This is a genomic window from Paraglaciecola sp. 2405UD69-4 (assembly GCF_047525415.1).
Taxonomy (GTDB): domain Bacteria; phylum Pseudomonadota; class Gammaproteobacteria; order Enterobacterales; family Alteromonadaceae; genus Paraglaciecola.
Genome location: NZ_JBLIXM010000007.1, coordinates 60,092 through 73,905 on the forward strand (window position 1 = coordinate 60,092; position 13,814 = coordinate 73,905).

Sequence of the window (13,814 nt, forward strand, 5' to 3'; positions counted from 1 at the left end):
ATATGAGCTATCGATTAGGTGTAGATGTCGGAGGTACTTTTACCGACTTATTGCTTATTAATGAAATTACAGGTGAAACCTTCACGGCCAAAGTGCCCTCGACTCCCGAAGATTCATCAATTGGTGTACTAAACGGTATAGATAGAATTTGTCGAGAGTCTGGCGTTGACGTCAGTAAAATAGACCGTGTAATGCATGGAACCACAGTAGCCACTAATGCAGTATTAACTGGAAAAGGCGCAAAAGTAGGTCTTGTAACAACTAAAGGTTACAAGCACGTACTTCAAGTGGCCCGTTCTTTTTGCCCAGGCGGCTTAGGTGGTTGGGTAAGTTTTGTTAAAAAACCACTACTCGCACCACTAGAGTTAACGATAGAAGCTGACGAACGAGTGGGCGCTGACGGACAAATAGTCGATGTTTTAGACGAAGATAGTTTACGTACTGAACTAAAAGCGCTGTTAGCCACAGGTGAAGTAGAAGCTTTAACCATTTGTTTCATTAACGCTTATCTAAATAGCGAACATGAACAAAGAGCCAAGCAAATAGCCCAAGAGATCTTCACTGATATTCCAATCTCAATATCAAGTGATTTAGTACCTGAAATGCAAGAGTATGAACGTACTGAAACCACAGTAGTAAACAGTTATGTTCGCCCTGAAGTAGCACGTTATGTTGATAACCTTTCGCAGTCTTTGTTTAGCAAAATGGGAGATGATTTACATTTATCAATTTTGCGTTCTGACGGTGGCCTAGCATCGGCAAGGGCATCAGCAGAAAGCCCAGTTAACCTATTAATGTCTGGCCCTGCTGGTGGTGTATCAGGTGCGATGCATTTTTGTGGTAAAGCTGGTTTTAAAGATATTCTGACCTTTGATATGGGCGGTACATCAACTGACGTAGCACTTATCCAAAATTCAAAAGCTAGAGTTAGACGTGAAACTAGAGTGGCTGATGTAGTCGTTCGTGCCCCTTCTGTTGATGTTCGTACTGTAGGCGCGGGTGGCGGTTCGTTAGCATTTGTTCCTGAATTAACCAAAGCTTTGCGTGTTGGCCCAGAATCAGCTGGTGCTAAGCCAGGCCCTGCCGCCTACATGAAAGGCGGTACCGAGCCAACGGTATGTGACGCCAATGTGGTGTTAGGTTACTTACCTTCTGACGTACAGTTAGGTGGCGCCATGGCCATTGATAAAGCAGCAGCGGTTGCCGCTGTTAAAAAAGTTGCCGATGCAATGGAGTTAACGGTTGAAGAAGCAGCTGAAGGTATTATCAAAATTGCCAATGAAGCCATGTTTGGGGCACTTAGATTAGTGTCTGTTGAGCAAGGTTTTGACCCTAGAGACTTCGCCTTAGTTGGCTTTGGTGGTGCAGGTCCGCTACACGCAAATGCACTCGGTATTTTAACTCAAGCATGGCCAACCATTATTCCTCCAGGGCCTGGTGTATTGTGTGCCTATGGTGATGCAACTACTCAGGTACGTGATGAAGCCTCTAAAACCTTTGTTAAGTTACTAAAAGATGTATCAACAGAAGAGCTAGCCGAAGCCCTTAATGAGTTGAAAGAAAAAGCCTGTGCAACTCTGATTGCCGATGGAATTGATATCGCCAACCAAGATGTTACTTATCAAGCTGACGTGCGCTATACCGGCCAGGCCTTCCAGTTATCTATAGAGTTTTCTCAAGAGGAATTACTAGCTCAAGGGCTAGATGTACTTAAGTCTCAGTTTGATAAAGAGCATACACAACTCTTTACTTTTGCTTTAGAAGAAGGCCACGAAGTGGTGATGATCCGTGCAATTTCAGTTGCTAGTAGCGGAGAGTTACCGTCTATGCCTCAAGGTACAGCAGGGGCAACACTGGATGATTGTAAAATAGCAGATACGCAAATTTACTTTGAGGGTAAATACCACCCTGCCACTATTTTCGATCGCAATAAGATGCAACCAAAGCTCATCATTCCTGGACCAGCGATAGTCAGCGAAATGGATTCGACTACCGTCATTTTACCTGGGTATCAAGCCACCGTTGATACTGTTGGTAACCTACTTATTAATCCAGCGAAGTAATTGGAGACTGATATGAATAATAAAATTTTGCAAACCAATAACACACCTTTAAATAGAGTGGATGTGGATACCGTTACCGTCGATATTATCGAAAATGCCTTAAGTAATGCCCGTGAAGAAATGGACGCAGTATTATTTAGAACAGCCATGAGCCCTGGGATACGTGAACAGGGTGATTGTTTCCCTATGATAGCTAACAAGAATGGTAAAATGGTTGTCGGTCAGTTTGGTTCCTTCATCCATGGTTTTATGGAAGCTTATGAAGGTGAGCTTGAAGAAGGGGATGTGATTTTAACCAATGACCCTTATATGACCAAAGCTGCGGTTTCACATTTACCCGACTGGTTAATCTTAATCCCAATTTTTAAAGAAGGTCGTCATATAGCTTGGTCTGCCATGTTTGGTCATATGTCAGATAACGGCGGTATGGTACCGGGTTCAATTCCCATTAAAGCTGAAAGTATCTATCAAGAAGGTATTCGCATTCCTCCCACTAAGCTTTATAAAAAAGGGGTACTGCAAAACGACATTTTAGATTTAATTTTACACAATGTTAGAACACCTCAATGGAATAGGTTTGATCTTAATGCATTGGTTGCTGCCTGTAACACAGCAGCTAAACGTTGTAACGAAATCGCTGACCGTTTTGGTGACGATATTTTCTATTCGACTATGGAAATAATGTTAGAGCGTAACTTAGTTGCAATGGAAGCTATTATAAACATGCTAGTACCTGAAGAGCCTCGCACATTTGTTGATTACGTGTGTGATGACGGTGTGGGAATGGGACCATATAAAATTCAATGTAAAATGTGGCGAGAAGGTAATCGTGCAATATTTGATTTTGATGGAACCGATCCTCAAGCAAACAGCTCCATAAACTTCTATCTGAATGAAGATATGTTCAAGATGTTTTTTGGCTCATTCACCATTAACTTAGTTGATCCACAAATTGTATTCAATGACGGCTTTTATGAGCTTGTTGATGTTCGTATACCTGCTGGCAGCTTGCTTAAGCCAGACTTCCCTGCAGCTCTATCTGGGCGTACCCATGCACTAGGGCGTATCTTTGATGTAATGGGCGGCTTGTTAGGTCAAGGTGCGCCAGAAGCTATGAATGCGGCTGGCTTCTCTGATTCACCGCACCTGTTTTATTCGGGTTACGATGATAACGGCGAATGGTTCCAACTATTCCAAATCGGCTTTGGTGGTGTACCTGGACGACCTGTTGGAGACGGACCAGATGGGCATTCTTTATGGCCAGGCTTTACCAACGTACCTAACGAATTTGTCGAAGCTTATTTCCCATTAAGAGTCGAAAAATACGAAACCATAGTGGACTCTGGTGGTGCCGGACAACATAGGGGCGGTAATGGTTTGTCTGTTGCTTACCGATTCTTAAATGACGGTAGCATTGCTATTCACGATGATCGTTGGTTAACCTACCCTTGGGGCGTAAATGGCGGTACTCCTGGACAAAGATCTACAAAAATACTCCAAAGAGCTGATGGTACCGAAGAAGTTTTACCAGCCAAATGTGATGGAATTGAAGTTAAAAAAGGTGACTTGTTGTACTTCAATACTTGGGGAGGTGGCGGCTGGGGTGACCCATACCTACGTGACACCTCAGCTGTTTTAGACGACATTAACCGTGGCTTAGTATCGGTTGAAGGCGCGAAACGCTTTGGTGTAGTGGTTGTTGATAACGCCATAGACGAAGCTCAAACTAAAGCGTTACGAGCTAAATTAACTGCAGAGCGTGGCGATACGCAGCTATTTGATTTTGGTGGAACCATAGAAGAAATCAAAGCGCGATGCTTAGAGGAAACGGGCTTACCAGCACCAGAAACCCCTAAGTTTGTAAAAAGCCGAGCTTAAAAGCTACGAAATAGTCATAGCCTGTACTTAGGCAAAATTGTCTAAGTTGCTTGATTAGGCAGTGAGATACATAAAGCTGCAATACTGACCTTAGTTGCCGGTATTGCAGCTTTTTATGTTTAGCCTTAATAAACCTATTTTTAGAATCATCACTACCAAGGTACGGAATTCAGGCATTCTTTCCTGAGAATAGGGGTTGTGGTGCTCCTCTGTACTGCATAGAGGTTAAAGGCGCACTATCACTAAATGCCTGCTAAAAGCTCTGTCCTTTAAATACCTTACCGCCTTTCATTACAAAATTTACATCAAGTAAAGCTTCGATATTTTCTAATGGGGAAATATCGGTGGCAATGATATCGGCAAACTTGCCAACAGTAATTGAACCAATCGATGCAGACATACCCAGTAAATCAGCGGCATTAACCGTAGCCGATTTAAGTATGTCCATTTCACTCATACCAGTTTTTTTCATTAGTACCGCCTCTTGAGCATTAGTGCCATGTTGTGATACACCGCTATCAGTGCCGAACGCCACCTTAACACCCGCTTTATGAGCCTTCTCAAAATTGCCAGCCAAGTCAGCACCTACCTTTAAAGCTTTTTTAATTTGAGCGCTAGTAAGGTTGTCGGTGTGTTTGGCCATTTGCACCACTGTCTCACCTGCCAGCAAAGTGGGAACTAAATACGCGCCGGTTTTCTTAAATAGTTTAATTGCCTTTTTACCTGTGTAAGAACCGTGTTCGATACTATCAACTCCTGCCTCTAATGCTGCAATAATGCCGTCTTCTTGGTGTGCATGACTGGCAACTTTGCGGCCCATTCGTTTTGCTGCTAAAACCACCTCCTTTAGCTCATCCATTTCCATTTGTTGGCCGGTTCCGGTTTCTCTGTCAGTCAATACGCCACCTGTAGAGGTTATTTTGATCAAATCAGCACCATATTTAATCGCGTGTCGAGTGGCTCTGCGACAATCAAAAGGACCATCACACACTTGCCTATTTGATTGATCGGAGAACTCCATAAGTTCTGGACTTACTCCGCTCACATCTGCATGACCTCCCGTAATGCCCACTCCACCAGCAGCGATAATCCTTGGCCCATCGACCCATCCCATATTGATAGCGTCACGAAGTGCATACATTTCCTGAGCCATAGAGCCTACATCACGAACGGTAGTGAAGCCTGCCATGAGAGTTTTCATGGCATACATTTGTGAGCGCATCTGTATAAGTTGCGAGGACATTTTTAATGCATCTCTGTCATTATTTGGCCCCAACTCAAATTGCAGGTGGACATGCATATCCATCAAACCCGGCATCACAAATTGTTTTTTTAGGTCTACAAAGGTGGCGTCTTTATTAATAGCTGTGGGCTCAATATAGCCGGATAAAATGGATTCAATTATGCCGTCTTTAACCACAATGGTTTGTTCAGTAAGAGGGGGGTTCCCAGGCTCGGCCAATAAAGTGCCAACATGCATTACTTTAGTATCAGCAAATATTGAGTAGCTTATGAGAGATAAAATACTTAGCAGAATGAGTTTTTTCATCTTGGTTCCTTGCTCTAAGTTGTTGTGTCTTTAAGGGTGGCCTATTGGGGATAACCACAGAACATCCATATAGCCCAAGAGTCATGATATCTGACGATATTCATATCCAAGATAGAACCTTTATATGGGCAATGCAATAAGGGGATTGACCTAAACCTAGGTATGATAAAAATGGAACCATCAATAGCGAGCGCACTTACCTGTATTGGCTAGGCGTGATATTTAGAAAAACTTTAAAATCTCGAATCAAATGAGACTGGTCTGAATAATCTAGCTGTGCGGCAAGTTCTGTTAGAGTTGCTTGCTTTGCCTCTAACAAATCTAAAGCACGGCGCAATCGATATTTACGGATAAGCCACTTAGGTGAAAGACCAACATACTCTTCAAATAGTCTTTGAATACTGCGTACAGACATATTGCTTTGTTGGGCTAGTTGCTCAACCTTAGTGATGCTGTGGTGCTCTTTTATGGTGGTAATTAACCTTTGAACCCGGAGCAAAGTAGGGCTATTAGTAAAACTTTGCAGCACCAAAAAGTCACTCAACTTAGTTAACATGGCTTGGTCATCTAACTTGGTAAAAGCTGTATTACTTATCAGCTCAATATGATGCTGAAAAACCTCTTCTAAACTAAGTGTTTTATCTACAGCTTGGGACATTGGCCTAGATAATTGTTTCGCCAGTACACCGATATTAAACTTAACTCCCACTACCCGCGCTTTATTTGTCATCTTATAGCTATACTTTTTACTTACAGGGCCCATGACTCTGCAGCCCTCTGAATCAATAACTAGATGCATATTTGGGTCTGGCAGATTTTCTTGAGTGTGGGATGCACTATTTGTTAAATCCCAGTCCACCAGCCAGAACTGCTCAACCAAGTTACTGACACTAGGTGCGGGTAGGTAACGTCTTAACTGGTATTGTTTAGCGCTATGGGCCTGATGTAAGACACCGCTGATTTTTTGTTGATGGATTTTCACTTTGTAAAAAGAGTGTCGTGTTTTTTCAATACAAGTCATAGAGGATGCATTAGGCTAAGATTTTGAGCAATAGAGTAGGGGACAAAATGCCTAAATTAACTGGGGTGTTTCAAATAAATGATTGGCAAGAAACAACCAAACAGCAGATAGATGACAAACTAAAATGTAATCTTGCAAGTGTGAAATTAACCTACACAGGTGATATAAAGGGCACGAGTGAATTACAATATTTGTTGCAATACCAGCAAGACGGCAGTGCAAATTTTGTTGGGTTTGAAACCATTGATGCAGAACTTGATGATGGGTCAGGCCTAATAGTATTGCGACATCTAGGTCAATTTAAGCAAGGCGTGGCTAGCAGTGAATTTGAAGTGATTCAAAGTACACTTAGTGTTGATCTAGTAGGTCTAAAGGGAAAATTTGAGTCTGGTGAAAATGGTCAGGCTGAATATGTAATTCAATCCTAACTTTTAATAGATATAAAGAGACAAAAACATGTGCAACACTCTTTCAGGCAGCTGTCTTTGTGGAAAGGTGACATTTGAGGTAGAAAATAACTTTACGCGTTTTTACTTTTGCCATTGTCAGCAATGCCAAAAAATTACTGGCTCGGCTCATGCTGCAAATTTATTTACCACTGCTGATGCTATCAAATGGCACTCTGGCCAAAATTACACTAAGCGTTACGATGACCCTGAGCGAGACTTCACAGTAGTATTTTGCTCTGAATGTGGCTCTGGTTTACCTTTTGTGACTAAAACAAGTAAGGCCCTAATTGTACCTGCAGGCTCCTTAAATGGAGAACCGAACATACACCCTAATGACAATATCTTTTGGGCTGAGCGTGCTAGTTGGTATGATAGGGGAACACAGGCTAATCAGTGTGCTGGGTTTCCTGATTAATTAAAAACGTCAACCAAATAATAGAGGATAATAACAATGAAAAAACTCTCTTTAACCCATAGCCTAGATTGGCTTATGGCCTTATGTTCTCTGGCTGGTTTCTTAGCAGTTTTGCAGACCTTTATAATAGGTAAACATTACATTATCCCTACTATTCTATTAACTCTTACAGTGCTGATGGGGAATCTTGCATGGTATGGCTTAAAGCAAGTTAAATGGGCGAACTATGTGAATTTTTGGCTTGGATTTATCTTAACTAACCACCTATTTTTTGCTGTTTTTTGGGCCAAAACACCCAGAGAAATACTAGGTGCAGCCTTTGTTCCAGCGGCAATTTCATTAACATTAATCATGCTAATTTTTACGGTGTTTTATGGCCGAAAAAACCAGCTTTTTAGTCGTTAAGGCTTATCATTACTGATGTCTATATCTGCAGCAGATTGCTCTAACATTGCATAATAAAAGGTTATCGCATTTAAATAATCTTGCACGCTAATATGCTCGTTTAACCCATGAAATGAATTTAGAGTATTTTGGTTAAGTGAGATCATCATGAAGCGATAAATATTGTCTGACAAACCTTGAAAATGTCTTGAGTCTGTTGCCCCTACAACTAAATAAGGCGTGACTAAAATAGAATCATCTAAACGCCTTATTGTTGATTCAATTAGTTTGAACCCAATATGCTCTGTAGGGGAAACTATTGATGCTTCGTTGGCAAGGGCTGAAGTAATTTCAACCCTAGGATCATCAATGACTGCTTCAAGATGAGCTTGAATGCTCTGTACTGTATCACCCGGTAATATTCTAACGTTAACCGTTGCCGTCGCTCTAGTAGGCATTACGTTCGACTTAGTACTGCCTTGCAGCATAGTCACAGCTGTAGTTGTACGAGCACTAGCCGCAGAGGAAGGACTCTTTAATACAGAGCTTTTTACTAAAGGCTCTAGTAGCCATAAATTACTTAAAGGTAAGCGTTGTGACAGGGGCATAGAATACCCAATATTGTCGAACATCATCCCTAAAAACTCTAAATTAGCATCAAAAGGATTGTTTTCTACTTTTACGATTGCTGCAGCAAGTATACCAGCGGCAGTATGAGCGGGTGGCTGCGAAGAATGGCCACCTTTGTCTTTAACAATTAGATCAAAATTTACATAGCCTTTTTCAGCAACGCCAATAATGGCTATTGGGTCACTTGTACCAGGTATGATCCCTTCAGTAATTAAGCCTCCTTCATCTAATATGAATTCGAACTCTATATCTTGTTCAGCAAAATACTTGGCAATAGTTTGCGCGCCCTTACCTCCAGACTCTTCATCATGACCAAATGAAAAGTAGATATCTCGCTGGGGTATATTGCCTTTAGCTAAAAATATTTCTAATGACTCCATCAAAGCAAGTACTGTTACCTTGTCATCAATGGTTCCTCGCCCCCAAATAGAGCCATCTACAACATTGCCGCTAAAGGGCGGCTGTAACCATTCGTATTCAGTATTTGGGTCAACGGGTACTACATCCATGTGGCCCATAAATAAAACTGGCTTGAGCGCGCTGTTTTGGCCTTTTAAGTGATAAACCAAGCTGTAATCAGCAAGTTTTTTTACTGAGGTAAGCTGGTGGGCGAGAGGAAAAGAATCAGCTAGGTGTTGATGAAATGCTTGAAAGGCTTTGGGATCTAACTTTTCTGCCTCATCATAAGATATCGTTTTGATTTTAATGGCTTCTGAAAATCGTCTAAGTGCTGCAGGCTCATCTATCAAAATTGGCGATAGCGCTTCAGTTACCTCATATTGATTGTTTTCAAAAAACGTATTTGCTCGGTAAAACACAACAGCCACAAGAGTGATTATACTAATAGCCAAGAGCAGTAATATTTTTTTCACTTCAAAGATCCTTTCTTCAGATTATGTGGTTACACTACCAAGAGTGTGCATTTTCATCTAGAGATTTAAATTAATTGTCTAATCCGCTGCTCTTTTCTGTTGTTGTATTGATCTGGGGGTCAACTTGGCTAGCCATCACTTTTCAATTTGGTGAAGTTGACCCAAGTATATCAGTGGCAGTTCGTTTCTTTTTTGCCGCTTTAATTCTGCTAGCTTATTGCAAATATAAGGGCTTGTCATTGGCATTGCCTAGGCATATTCATGTCAAAATGGCGGGCGTAGGATTATGTCTATACACTCTGGACTACAGTCTGCTTTATCAAAGTCAGCAATATATTATCAGTGCCATAGTTGCGCTAATGAGCTCAGGCATGGTGTATATCAATGTTGTTTTACGCCGAGTTTTACTTAAAAAGCCCATTCGAACAGAGGTAATTGTAGGCGCGACCTTGGGGTTAATAGGTATAGGCTTAATCTTTTTACCTGAGTTTTCCAAAGTAAGTGCCAATGATTACATACTATTGGGTATTAGCTTTGCACTAGGCTCATTCTTTTTCGCATCATTAGGTAATGTAATTTCGGAGCGTATTCTTGATCATGGTACTCCTGTTATTCAGATGAATTTTTGGGCAATGGGATACGGCGTGGTCTTTTTAACAATCAATGCGTTAGTGACCGGTGCTGAAATAGTTATTCCCAATAACCCAAACTATTACTACTCACTGGTCTATTTAACAGTATTTGGTTCGGTATTAGCATTTGGTGCCTATATGCAGTTGGTGAAACAAATGGGCTCAGATAAAGCGGCTTATGTGGTGTTAGTTTACCCAATAGTCGCCTTAATTTTATCGACCATTTTTGAAGGGTATACTTGGCATACAGAAGCGTTTATTGGCGTGCTGGTGGTATTATTAGGCAATGCAATTGCAATGGGGAAACTTAAAATCAATGTTTTTACAAAGCAATCAGCGAGTAAATAACAATAATTCCTCCATGACTTTTTAGAACACAATTACTCTTGTATGTAATAATTTAATTTTTAAAGTGAAATGTACTAAAGCCAATTAATCCTACGAAAACAACATGACTGAATCCCAAAAGCTAAAGCTGAACTCCACAACTGCTGACCTAAGCCTGGCCGAATTTTTCAAAAAAAATGGCTTTGTAAAAGTGCCTAATGCCCTCAAGAAGAGTAGCGCACAAACTATTTATGAGCACATTAAAAACCAACAAGAATGGAATCTAGTGTTTGATTTAGATGGCAAACATCAAGATTATAATAGCCAAGATGTTGCTAACTGGAGTCCACAACAGAAACAGCAGCTTAAAGAAATAATTTATCAGCAGGCAGCTACTGGGTTTCAATACCACTATGAAACTATCCCTTTATACGACATCTATAAAAACAATATTTTGCCAGGTCATTTCTTTAATCAAATAATAGAGTTTTTGAATAATGAAGTAACACTCGACTATTTTAGAACTTTGTTAAGTGAACCCAATATTAAGTTTGCTGATGGGCAGATCACTAGATTCAAGCCTTCTCATTTTTTAAATACACACAATGATGCAGTGCAAAATAAAAACCGAATAGCAGCTTATGTCATAAACCTAACCCCAGTTTGGATGCCTAACTGGGGTGGCGCTTTACATATACTTGATGAGCAGGCTCAAATTAGGCAAAGCTATTTGCCATCGTTTAATGAAATAAACATATTTAAGATACCTGTAGACCACTATGTTGGAATGGTTAGCCCATTTGCTAGCGCCCCTAGGCTTTCAATTACCGGCTGGTTAAGGGGCTAACACTTATCCTTATCTTGTCGTTTTGATAATCACTAAATATCAAAGCTCGTTAAGTTTTTTATTTAACTCGTAAGCAGGTTCGGTGACTATTTTTTCAAGAATTTGAACTCGCTCCTTTAGTTCAAGAATCAGAGCGTCTTTTTCATCATTACTGGGGCCTGATTCTGTTTTATGTGACAAGTTAGCTTGGATAAATGGATTACTACAACGGCCATTCAACCAATCAGCAAGCTGCCAGCCTTTTTTGTAGTCTAACCAACAAATTGCTAGTGATGCTAAGGCGATACTTGAAAGTACAACAGTGATTTTTAACGGGTCCATAAGTTACTCCTAATTGGTTAATTTATACAATCTTTGATTAATAGTTTTCTGCATCCATTTAATATGAGTACTAAGCATTAACAGGTACATACTTCTTTCCATTTCTATTGCAATTACTTCCATAGTCTTGGGCAATGAATATTTATTACACAATTATTTAAAATAATTTATGTGTAATATTTTTAGATGCCTAAAGACTATGTAAGTGTGAGCATCGTAATAAACACCAAATCAGGATCTTAGGTAATTGAATACAGATTTCAAACAGATACTAAAAGAACATGCTCCCTTGTTGGGACGTGTTGCGGCAACTTATGAGGCAAACTTTCATATGCGCCAAGAGCTACTGCAAGAAATCACGCTAGCAGTTTGGCAAGCCTTAGCTAAGTTTAAAGGTGATAGTAGTGTCAAAACCTATATTCTGCGGGTGGCTCACAACAAGGCCATTACCCATGTTGCTTACCACGCCAAACAGCCTAGGAACGATTCATATTGTGAACTAGACACACCCAAGCCTAGTAATGCTAAAGCCACAGGTGAACAACTTGACCAAGAGAGACAAATTCAGCAGATGTTAGATCATATTCGAAAAATGCCTATCCAAACTCGGCAAGTCGTAACTATGTCAATGGAAGGTTTGAGTTATGGCGAGATTGCGGATGCATGCGGTATTAGCCCTTCAAATGCAGGTGTAGTGCTCAACAGAGCAAGAAAAACATTAATGGAGTGTATTCAAGATGCTCAATAATCAAGACCCTTTAAATCAATTATGGCAGCAACAAAAAACTGAAAAACCAGACTACGATGCTTTACAAAACTCATGGAATAAAATGCGTATAAAACAAAAGTGGTATGTGTTTATTGATGTGTGCAGTGTGATGCTTACCTTTACTATTATTTGGTTTAACCAAGACAGATTAGATAACTTCACGCTAAGTCTGATGTCTGTGGTTTTACTGCTCTCTGTTTTCGTAACTTTATATTTAACTTGGTTACGACGTTTTGCTTTAGGCTGGTCAAATCTAAATACTACCAAGCATATACAGCAACTTAAAAAGCAGGTCGAAAACAACATAAAAATTGCATCTTTAAGTCAACACTCGGTTTGGGTAATTTCAATACTCATGGTTCTTTTTTACGGAGGGCTTTATATTTACGAAGTTTTCCCACCTGATAAATTTTTAAACAAAGTACTGATCACCCTAGCAATTCACTCGATTATGTTACCGAGTGTTTGGATTTGGGCTAAGAAGCGTAAACAAAGATTTATGAAAGAACTAACTGACTTACAGGCTTTAGAGAACGAACAAGTTTATTAATTTATAAGTGGTTTTGGCCAACCAATTAATCAGCTTGGCGGTAGGCAAAAAAAAAGCAAATAGCTTAGCTATTTGCTTTTTTGAATAACTATCGAATTAAGTTATTTTGCAACTTTCTCAGAAATATAATTAATTACACTGTTTGCGCCACGCTCTTGGAAGAACTCAACTAAGCCCTTACCTGCACACTTTACGCCTTCAGCATCTAAAACTTTATCCATCACATCACTTCTAGATGCACCGATACTGCCTACTTGACGGCTAACAGCACGTTCAAATAACTCAGCGTTATCAGTTACAGCAGCTTCACAAAAACCTTTATATGCTGAATCACCTACAAACTTATACTTACTTGATGCTAACTGGCTATTAGATGTATTTTCGTTATTAACATAACCGGCTACGTCTGCTGCACCGTGAGCTTTAGCAAACTCAGAAATACTTTGTCCTGAACAGCTAAAGTTCTCAGCACTCGCTAATAAGTTAAGCATGTTTCTTTTTGATTTACCTAATGAAAAAGCAACTTCTCTAACATTGCTTTTAAATAAATCTAAGTCGTTTGTAGCAGCAGCTTCACATAATGCAGCGTACTCGGTATCACCTGTAAATCTAAACTTATTTGCACTGTTTAATGCAGCGTTAGCAGTAAAAGAAAAAGAAGTAGCGGCGATAACAACTGATAGTAATAATTTTTTCATCATAATTTCCTCAATAATAATATTCGTTAAATTCGGTTGGTTGAGCTCTATGTCTCAACTCGATGAAACTATTGTAATTAAATTACAGAATTATGTTGTTTTTTTTCTGTACAAGTTTAATTAACAGTTTGTAAATATTATTATCTATATAAACACAAAACAGTTAAGTTATTGATAAATATAAATTTACTATAAAACACATAGTCATTATAGTTTGATAGATAGATCTAAATGATATTAAAATTTCTGAAAATAAATTACATAAAGTGTATTTATTTCTCTTTTTTAGGTTGTAGTCTATGATTTTGGCAAAATTTTAAGCGATTTTTGTTAGTTAATTACAAAAAATAGTTACAAACAGGTGTTTTATATGACTCTATATAAAAAAGAGAAAAAAGTGGTAGTTAGC

The 13,814-nt window shown here is 39.6% G+C and carries 14 protein-coding genes; 9 read left to right on the forward strand and 5 right to left on the reverse strand.

The features are described from left to right. Nucleotides 1–2 precede the first annotated feature (2 nt). Both ACMUMK_RS17450 and ACMUMK_RS17455 read left to right on the forward strand, forming a co-directional pair. Nucleotides 3–2,063, forward strand: a complete 2,061-nt coding sequence (locus ACMUMK_RS17450) for a hydantoinase/oxoprolinase family protein (RefSeq protein WP_414702438.1) — start codon at nucleotides 3–5, stop codon at nucleotides 2,061–2,063. Between the two features lie 12 nt (nucleotides 2,064–2,075). Then, nucleotides 2,076–3,941 carry a hydantoinase B/oxoprolinase family protein gene (locus tag ACMUMK_RS17455; protein ID WP_414702439.1) on the forward strand — a complete coding sequence of 622 codons (1,866 nt, stop codon included), beginning with the start codon at nucleotides 2,076–2,078 and terminating at the stop codon, nucleotides 3,939–3,941. A gap of 253 nt (nucleotides 3,942–4,194) precedes the next feature. Here ACMUMK_RS17455 and ACMUMK_RS17460 read toward each other — a convergent pair whose 3' ends face one another. Next, nucleotides 4,195–5,490: an amidohydrolase family protein gene (locus tag ACMUMK_RS17460; RefSeq protein WP_414702440.1), complete on the reverse strand. Its 1,296-nt coding sequence runs from the start codon at nucleotides 5,488–5,490 to the stop codon at nucleotides 4,195–4,197. Nucleotides 5,491–5,686: 196 nt separating this feature from the next. Further along, the gene (locus ACMUMK_RS17465; protein WP_414702441.1) at nucleotides 5,687–6,511 is read right to left on the reverse strand and encodes a helix-turn-helix domain-containing protein; all 825 of its coding nucleotides are present in this window, start codon (nucleotides 6,509–6,511) and stop codon (nucleotides 5,687–5,689) included. A gap of 47 nt (nucleotides 6,512–6,558) precedes the next feature. Here ACMUMK_RS17465 and ACMUMK_RS17470 point away from each other — a divergent pair, with 47 nt between their 5' ends. Genes ACMUMK_RS17470 through ACMUMK_RS17480 form a run of 3 tightly spaced genes read left to right on the forward strand, consistent with a single transcriptional unit; the run spans nucleotide 6,559 to nucleotide 7,780 of the window. Then, nucleotides 6,559–6,939, forward strand: a complete 381-nt coding sequence (locus tag ACMUMK_RS17470) for a DUF3224 domain-containing protein (RefSeq protein WP_414702442.1) — start codon at nucleotides 6,559–6,561, stop codon at nucleotides 6,937–6,939. Nucleotides 6,940–6,967: 28 nt separating this feature from the next. Beyond that, nucleotides 6,968–7,375 carry a GFA family protein gene (locus tag ACMUMK_RS17475; protein WP_414702443.1) on the forward strand — a complete coding sequence of 136 codons (408 nt, stop codon included), beginning with the start codon at nucleotides 6,968–6,970 and terminating at the stop codon, nucleotides 7,373–7,375. A 36-nt stretch (nucleotides 7,376–7,411) separates the two neighbouring features. Beyond that, entirely contained in the window at nucleotides 7,412–7,780 is a 369-nt protein-coding gene (locus ACMUMK_RS17480) for a hypothetical protein (protein ID WP_414702444.1), read from the forward strand. Here the strand turns inward: ACMUMK_RS17480 and ACMUMK_RS17485 are convergent. Then, nucleotides 7,777–9,261 (reverse strand): M20 family peptidase, encoded by a 1,485-nt coding sequence (locus ACMUMK_RS17485; protein ID WP_414702445.1) that lies wholly within the window; start codon nucleotides 9,259–9,261, stop codon nucleotides 7,777–7,779. The genes ACMUMK_RS17480 and ACMUMK_RS17485 overlap by 4 nt on opposite strands. A gap of 74 nt (nucleotides 9,262–9,335) precedes the next feature. Between ACMUMK_RS17485 and ACMUMK_RS17490 the strand changes: the two genes are divergently transcribed. Both ACMUMK_RS17490 and ACMUMK_RS17495 read left to right on the forward strand, forming a co-directional pair. After that, a complete protein-coding gene (locus ACMUMK_RS17490) occupies nucleotides 9,336–10,241 on the forward strand; it encodes a DMT family transporter (protein ID WP_414702446.1) in 906 nt (301 codons plus the stop codon). Between the two features lie 103 nt (nucleotides 10,242–10,344). Then, nucleotides 10,345–11,067 (forward strand): 2OG-Fe(II) oxygenase, encoded by a 723-nt coding sequence (locus ACMUMK_RS17495; RefSeq protein ID WP_414702447.1) that lies wholly within the window; start codon nucleotides 10,345–10,347, stop codon nucleotides 11,065–11,067. Nucleotides 11,068–11,106: 39 nt separating this feature from the next. Here ACMUMK_RS17495 and ACMUMK_RS17500 read toward each other — a convergent pair whose 3' ends face one another. After that, on the reverse strand, nucleotides 11,107–11,388 hold the full coding sequence (locus ACMUMK_RS17500; RefSeq protein ID WP_414702448.1) for a hypothetical protein: 282 nt from the start codon (nucleotides 11,386–11,388) through the stop codon (nucleotides 11,107–11,109). Between the two features lie 247 nt (nucleotides 11,389–11,635). On the opposite strand from ACMUMK_RS17500, the gene ACMUMK_RS17505 reads away from it, so the two are divergent. Together ACMUMK_RS17505 and ACMUMK_RS17510 are read left to right on the forward strand one after the other, a co-directional pair. Continuing rightward, nucleotides 11,636–12,136: an RNA polymerase sigma factor gene (locus ACMUMK_RS17505; protein WP_414702449.1), complete on the forward strand. Its 501-nt coding sequence runs from the start codon at nucleotides 11,636–11,638 to the stop codon at nucleotides 12,134–12,136. After that, the gene (locus ACMUMK_RS17510; RefSeq protein ID WP_414702450.1) at nucleotides 12,126–12,707 is read left to right on the forward strand and encodes a hypothetical protein; all 582 of its coding nucleotides are present in this window, start codon (nucleotides 12,126–12,128) and stop codon (nucleotides 12,705–12,707) included. The genes ACMUMK_RS17505 and ACMUMK_RS17510 overlap by 11 nt, the downstream gene beginning before the upstream one ends. 101 nt (nucleotides 12,708–12,808) lie before the next feature. On the opposite strand, the gene ACMUMK_RS17515 is transcribed toward ACMUMK_RS17510, so the two are convergent. Then, complete coding sequence (locus tag ACMUMK_RS17515; RefSeq protein ID WP_414702451.1) at nucleotides 12,809–13,408, reverse strand: DUF3718 domain-containing protein; 600 nt, start codon at nucleotides 13,406–13,408, stop codon at nucleotides 12,809–12,811. Nucleotides 13,409–13,814 lie beyond the last annotated feature (406 nt).

What these genes read in the sequence shown, in the direction of transcription:
- ACMUMK_RS17450 (WP_414702438.1), top strand. Translation starts at nt 3, where the DNA reads ATGAGCTATCGATTAGGTGTAGATGTCGGAGGTACTTTTACCGACTTA.
- ACMUMK_RS17455 (WP_414702439.1), top strand. Translation starts at nt 2,076, where the DNA reads ATGAATAATAAAATTTTGCAAACCAATAACACACCTTTAAATAGAGTG.
- ACMUMK_RS17460 (WP_414702440.1), bottom strand. Translation starts at nt 5,490, where the DNA reads ATGAAAAAACTCATTCTGCTAAGTATTTTATCTCTCATAAGCTACTCA.
- ACMUMK_RS17465 (WP_414702441.1), bottom strand. Translation starts at nt 6,511, where the DNA reads ATGACTTGTATTGAAAAAACACGACACTCTTTTTACAAAGTGAAAATC.
- ACMUMK_RS17470 (WP_414702442.1), top strand. Translation starts at nt 6,559, where the DNA reads ATGCCTAAATTAACTGGGGTGTTTCAAATAAATGATTGGCAAGAAACA.
- ACMUMK_RS17475 (WP_414702443.1), top strand. Translation starts at nt 6,968, where the DNA reads ATGTGCAACACTCTTTCAGGCAGCTGTCTTTGTGGAAAGGTGACATTT.
- ACMUMK_RS17480 (WP_414702444.1), top strand. Translation starts at nt 7,412, where the DNA reads ATGAAAAAACTCTCTTTAACCCATAGCCTAGATTGGCTTATGGCCTTA.
- ACMUMK_RS17495 (WP_414702447.1), top strand. Translation starts at nt 10,345, where the DNA reads ATGACTGAATCCCAAAAGCTAAAGCTGAACTCCACAACTGCTGACCTA.
- ACMUMK_RS17500 (WP_414702448.1), bottom strand. Translation starts at nt 11,388, where the DNA reads ATGGACCCGTTAAAAATCACTGTTGTACTTTCAAGTATCGCCTTAGCA.
- ACMUMK_RS17510 (WP_414702450.1), top strand. Translation starts at nt 12,126, where the DNA reads ATGCTCAATAATCAAGACCCTTTAAATCAATTATGGCAGCAACAAAAA.
- ACMUMK_RS17515 (WP_414702451.1), bottom strand. Translation starts at nt 13,408, where the DNA reads ATGATGAAAAAATTATTACTATCAGTTGTTATCGCCGCTACTTCTTTT.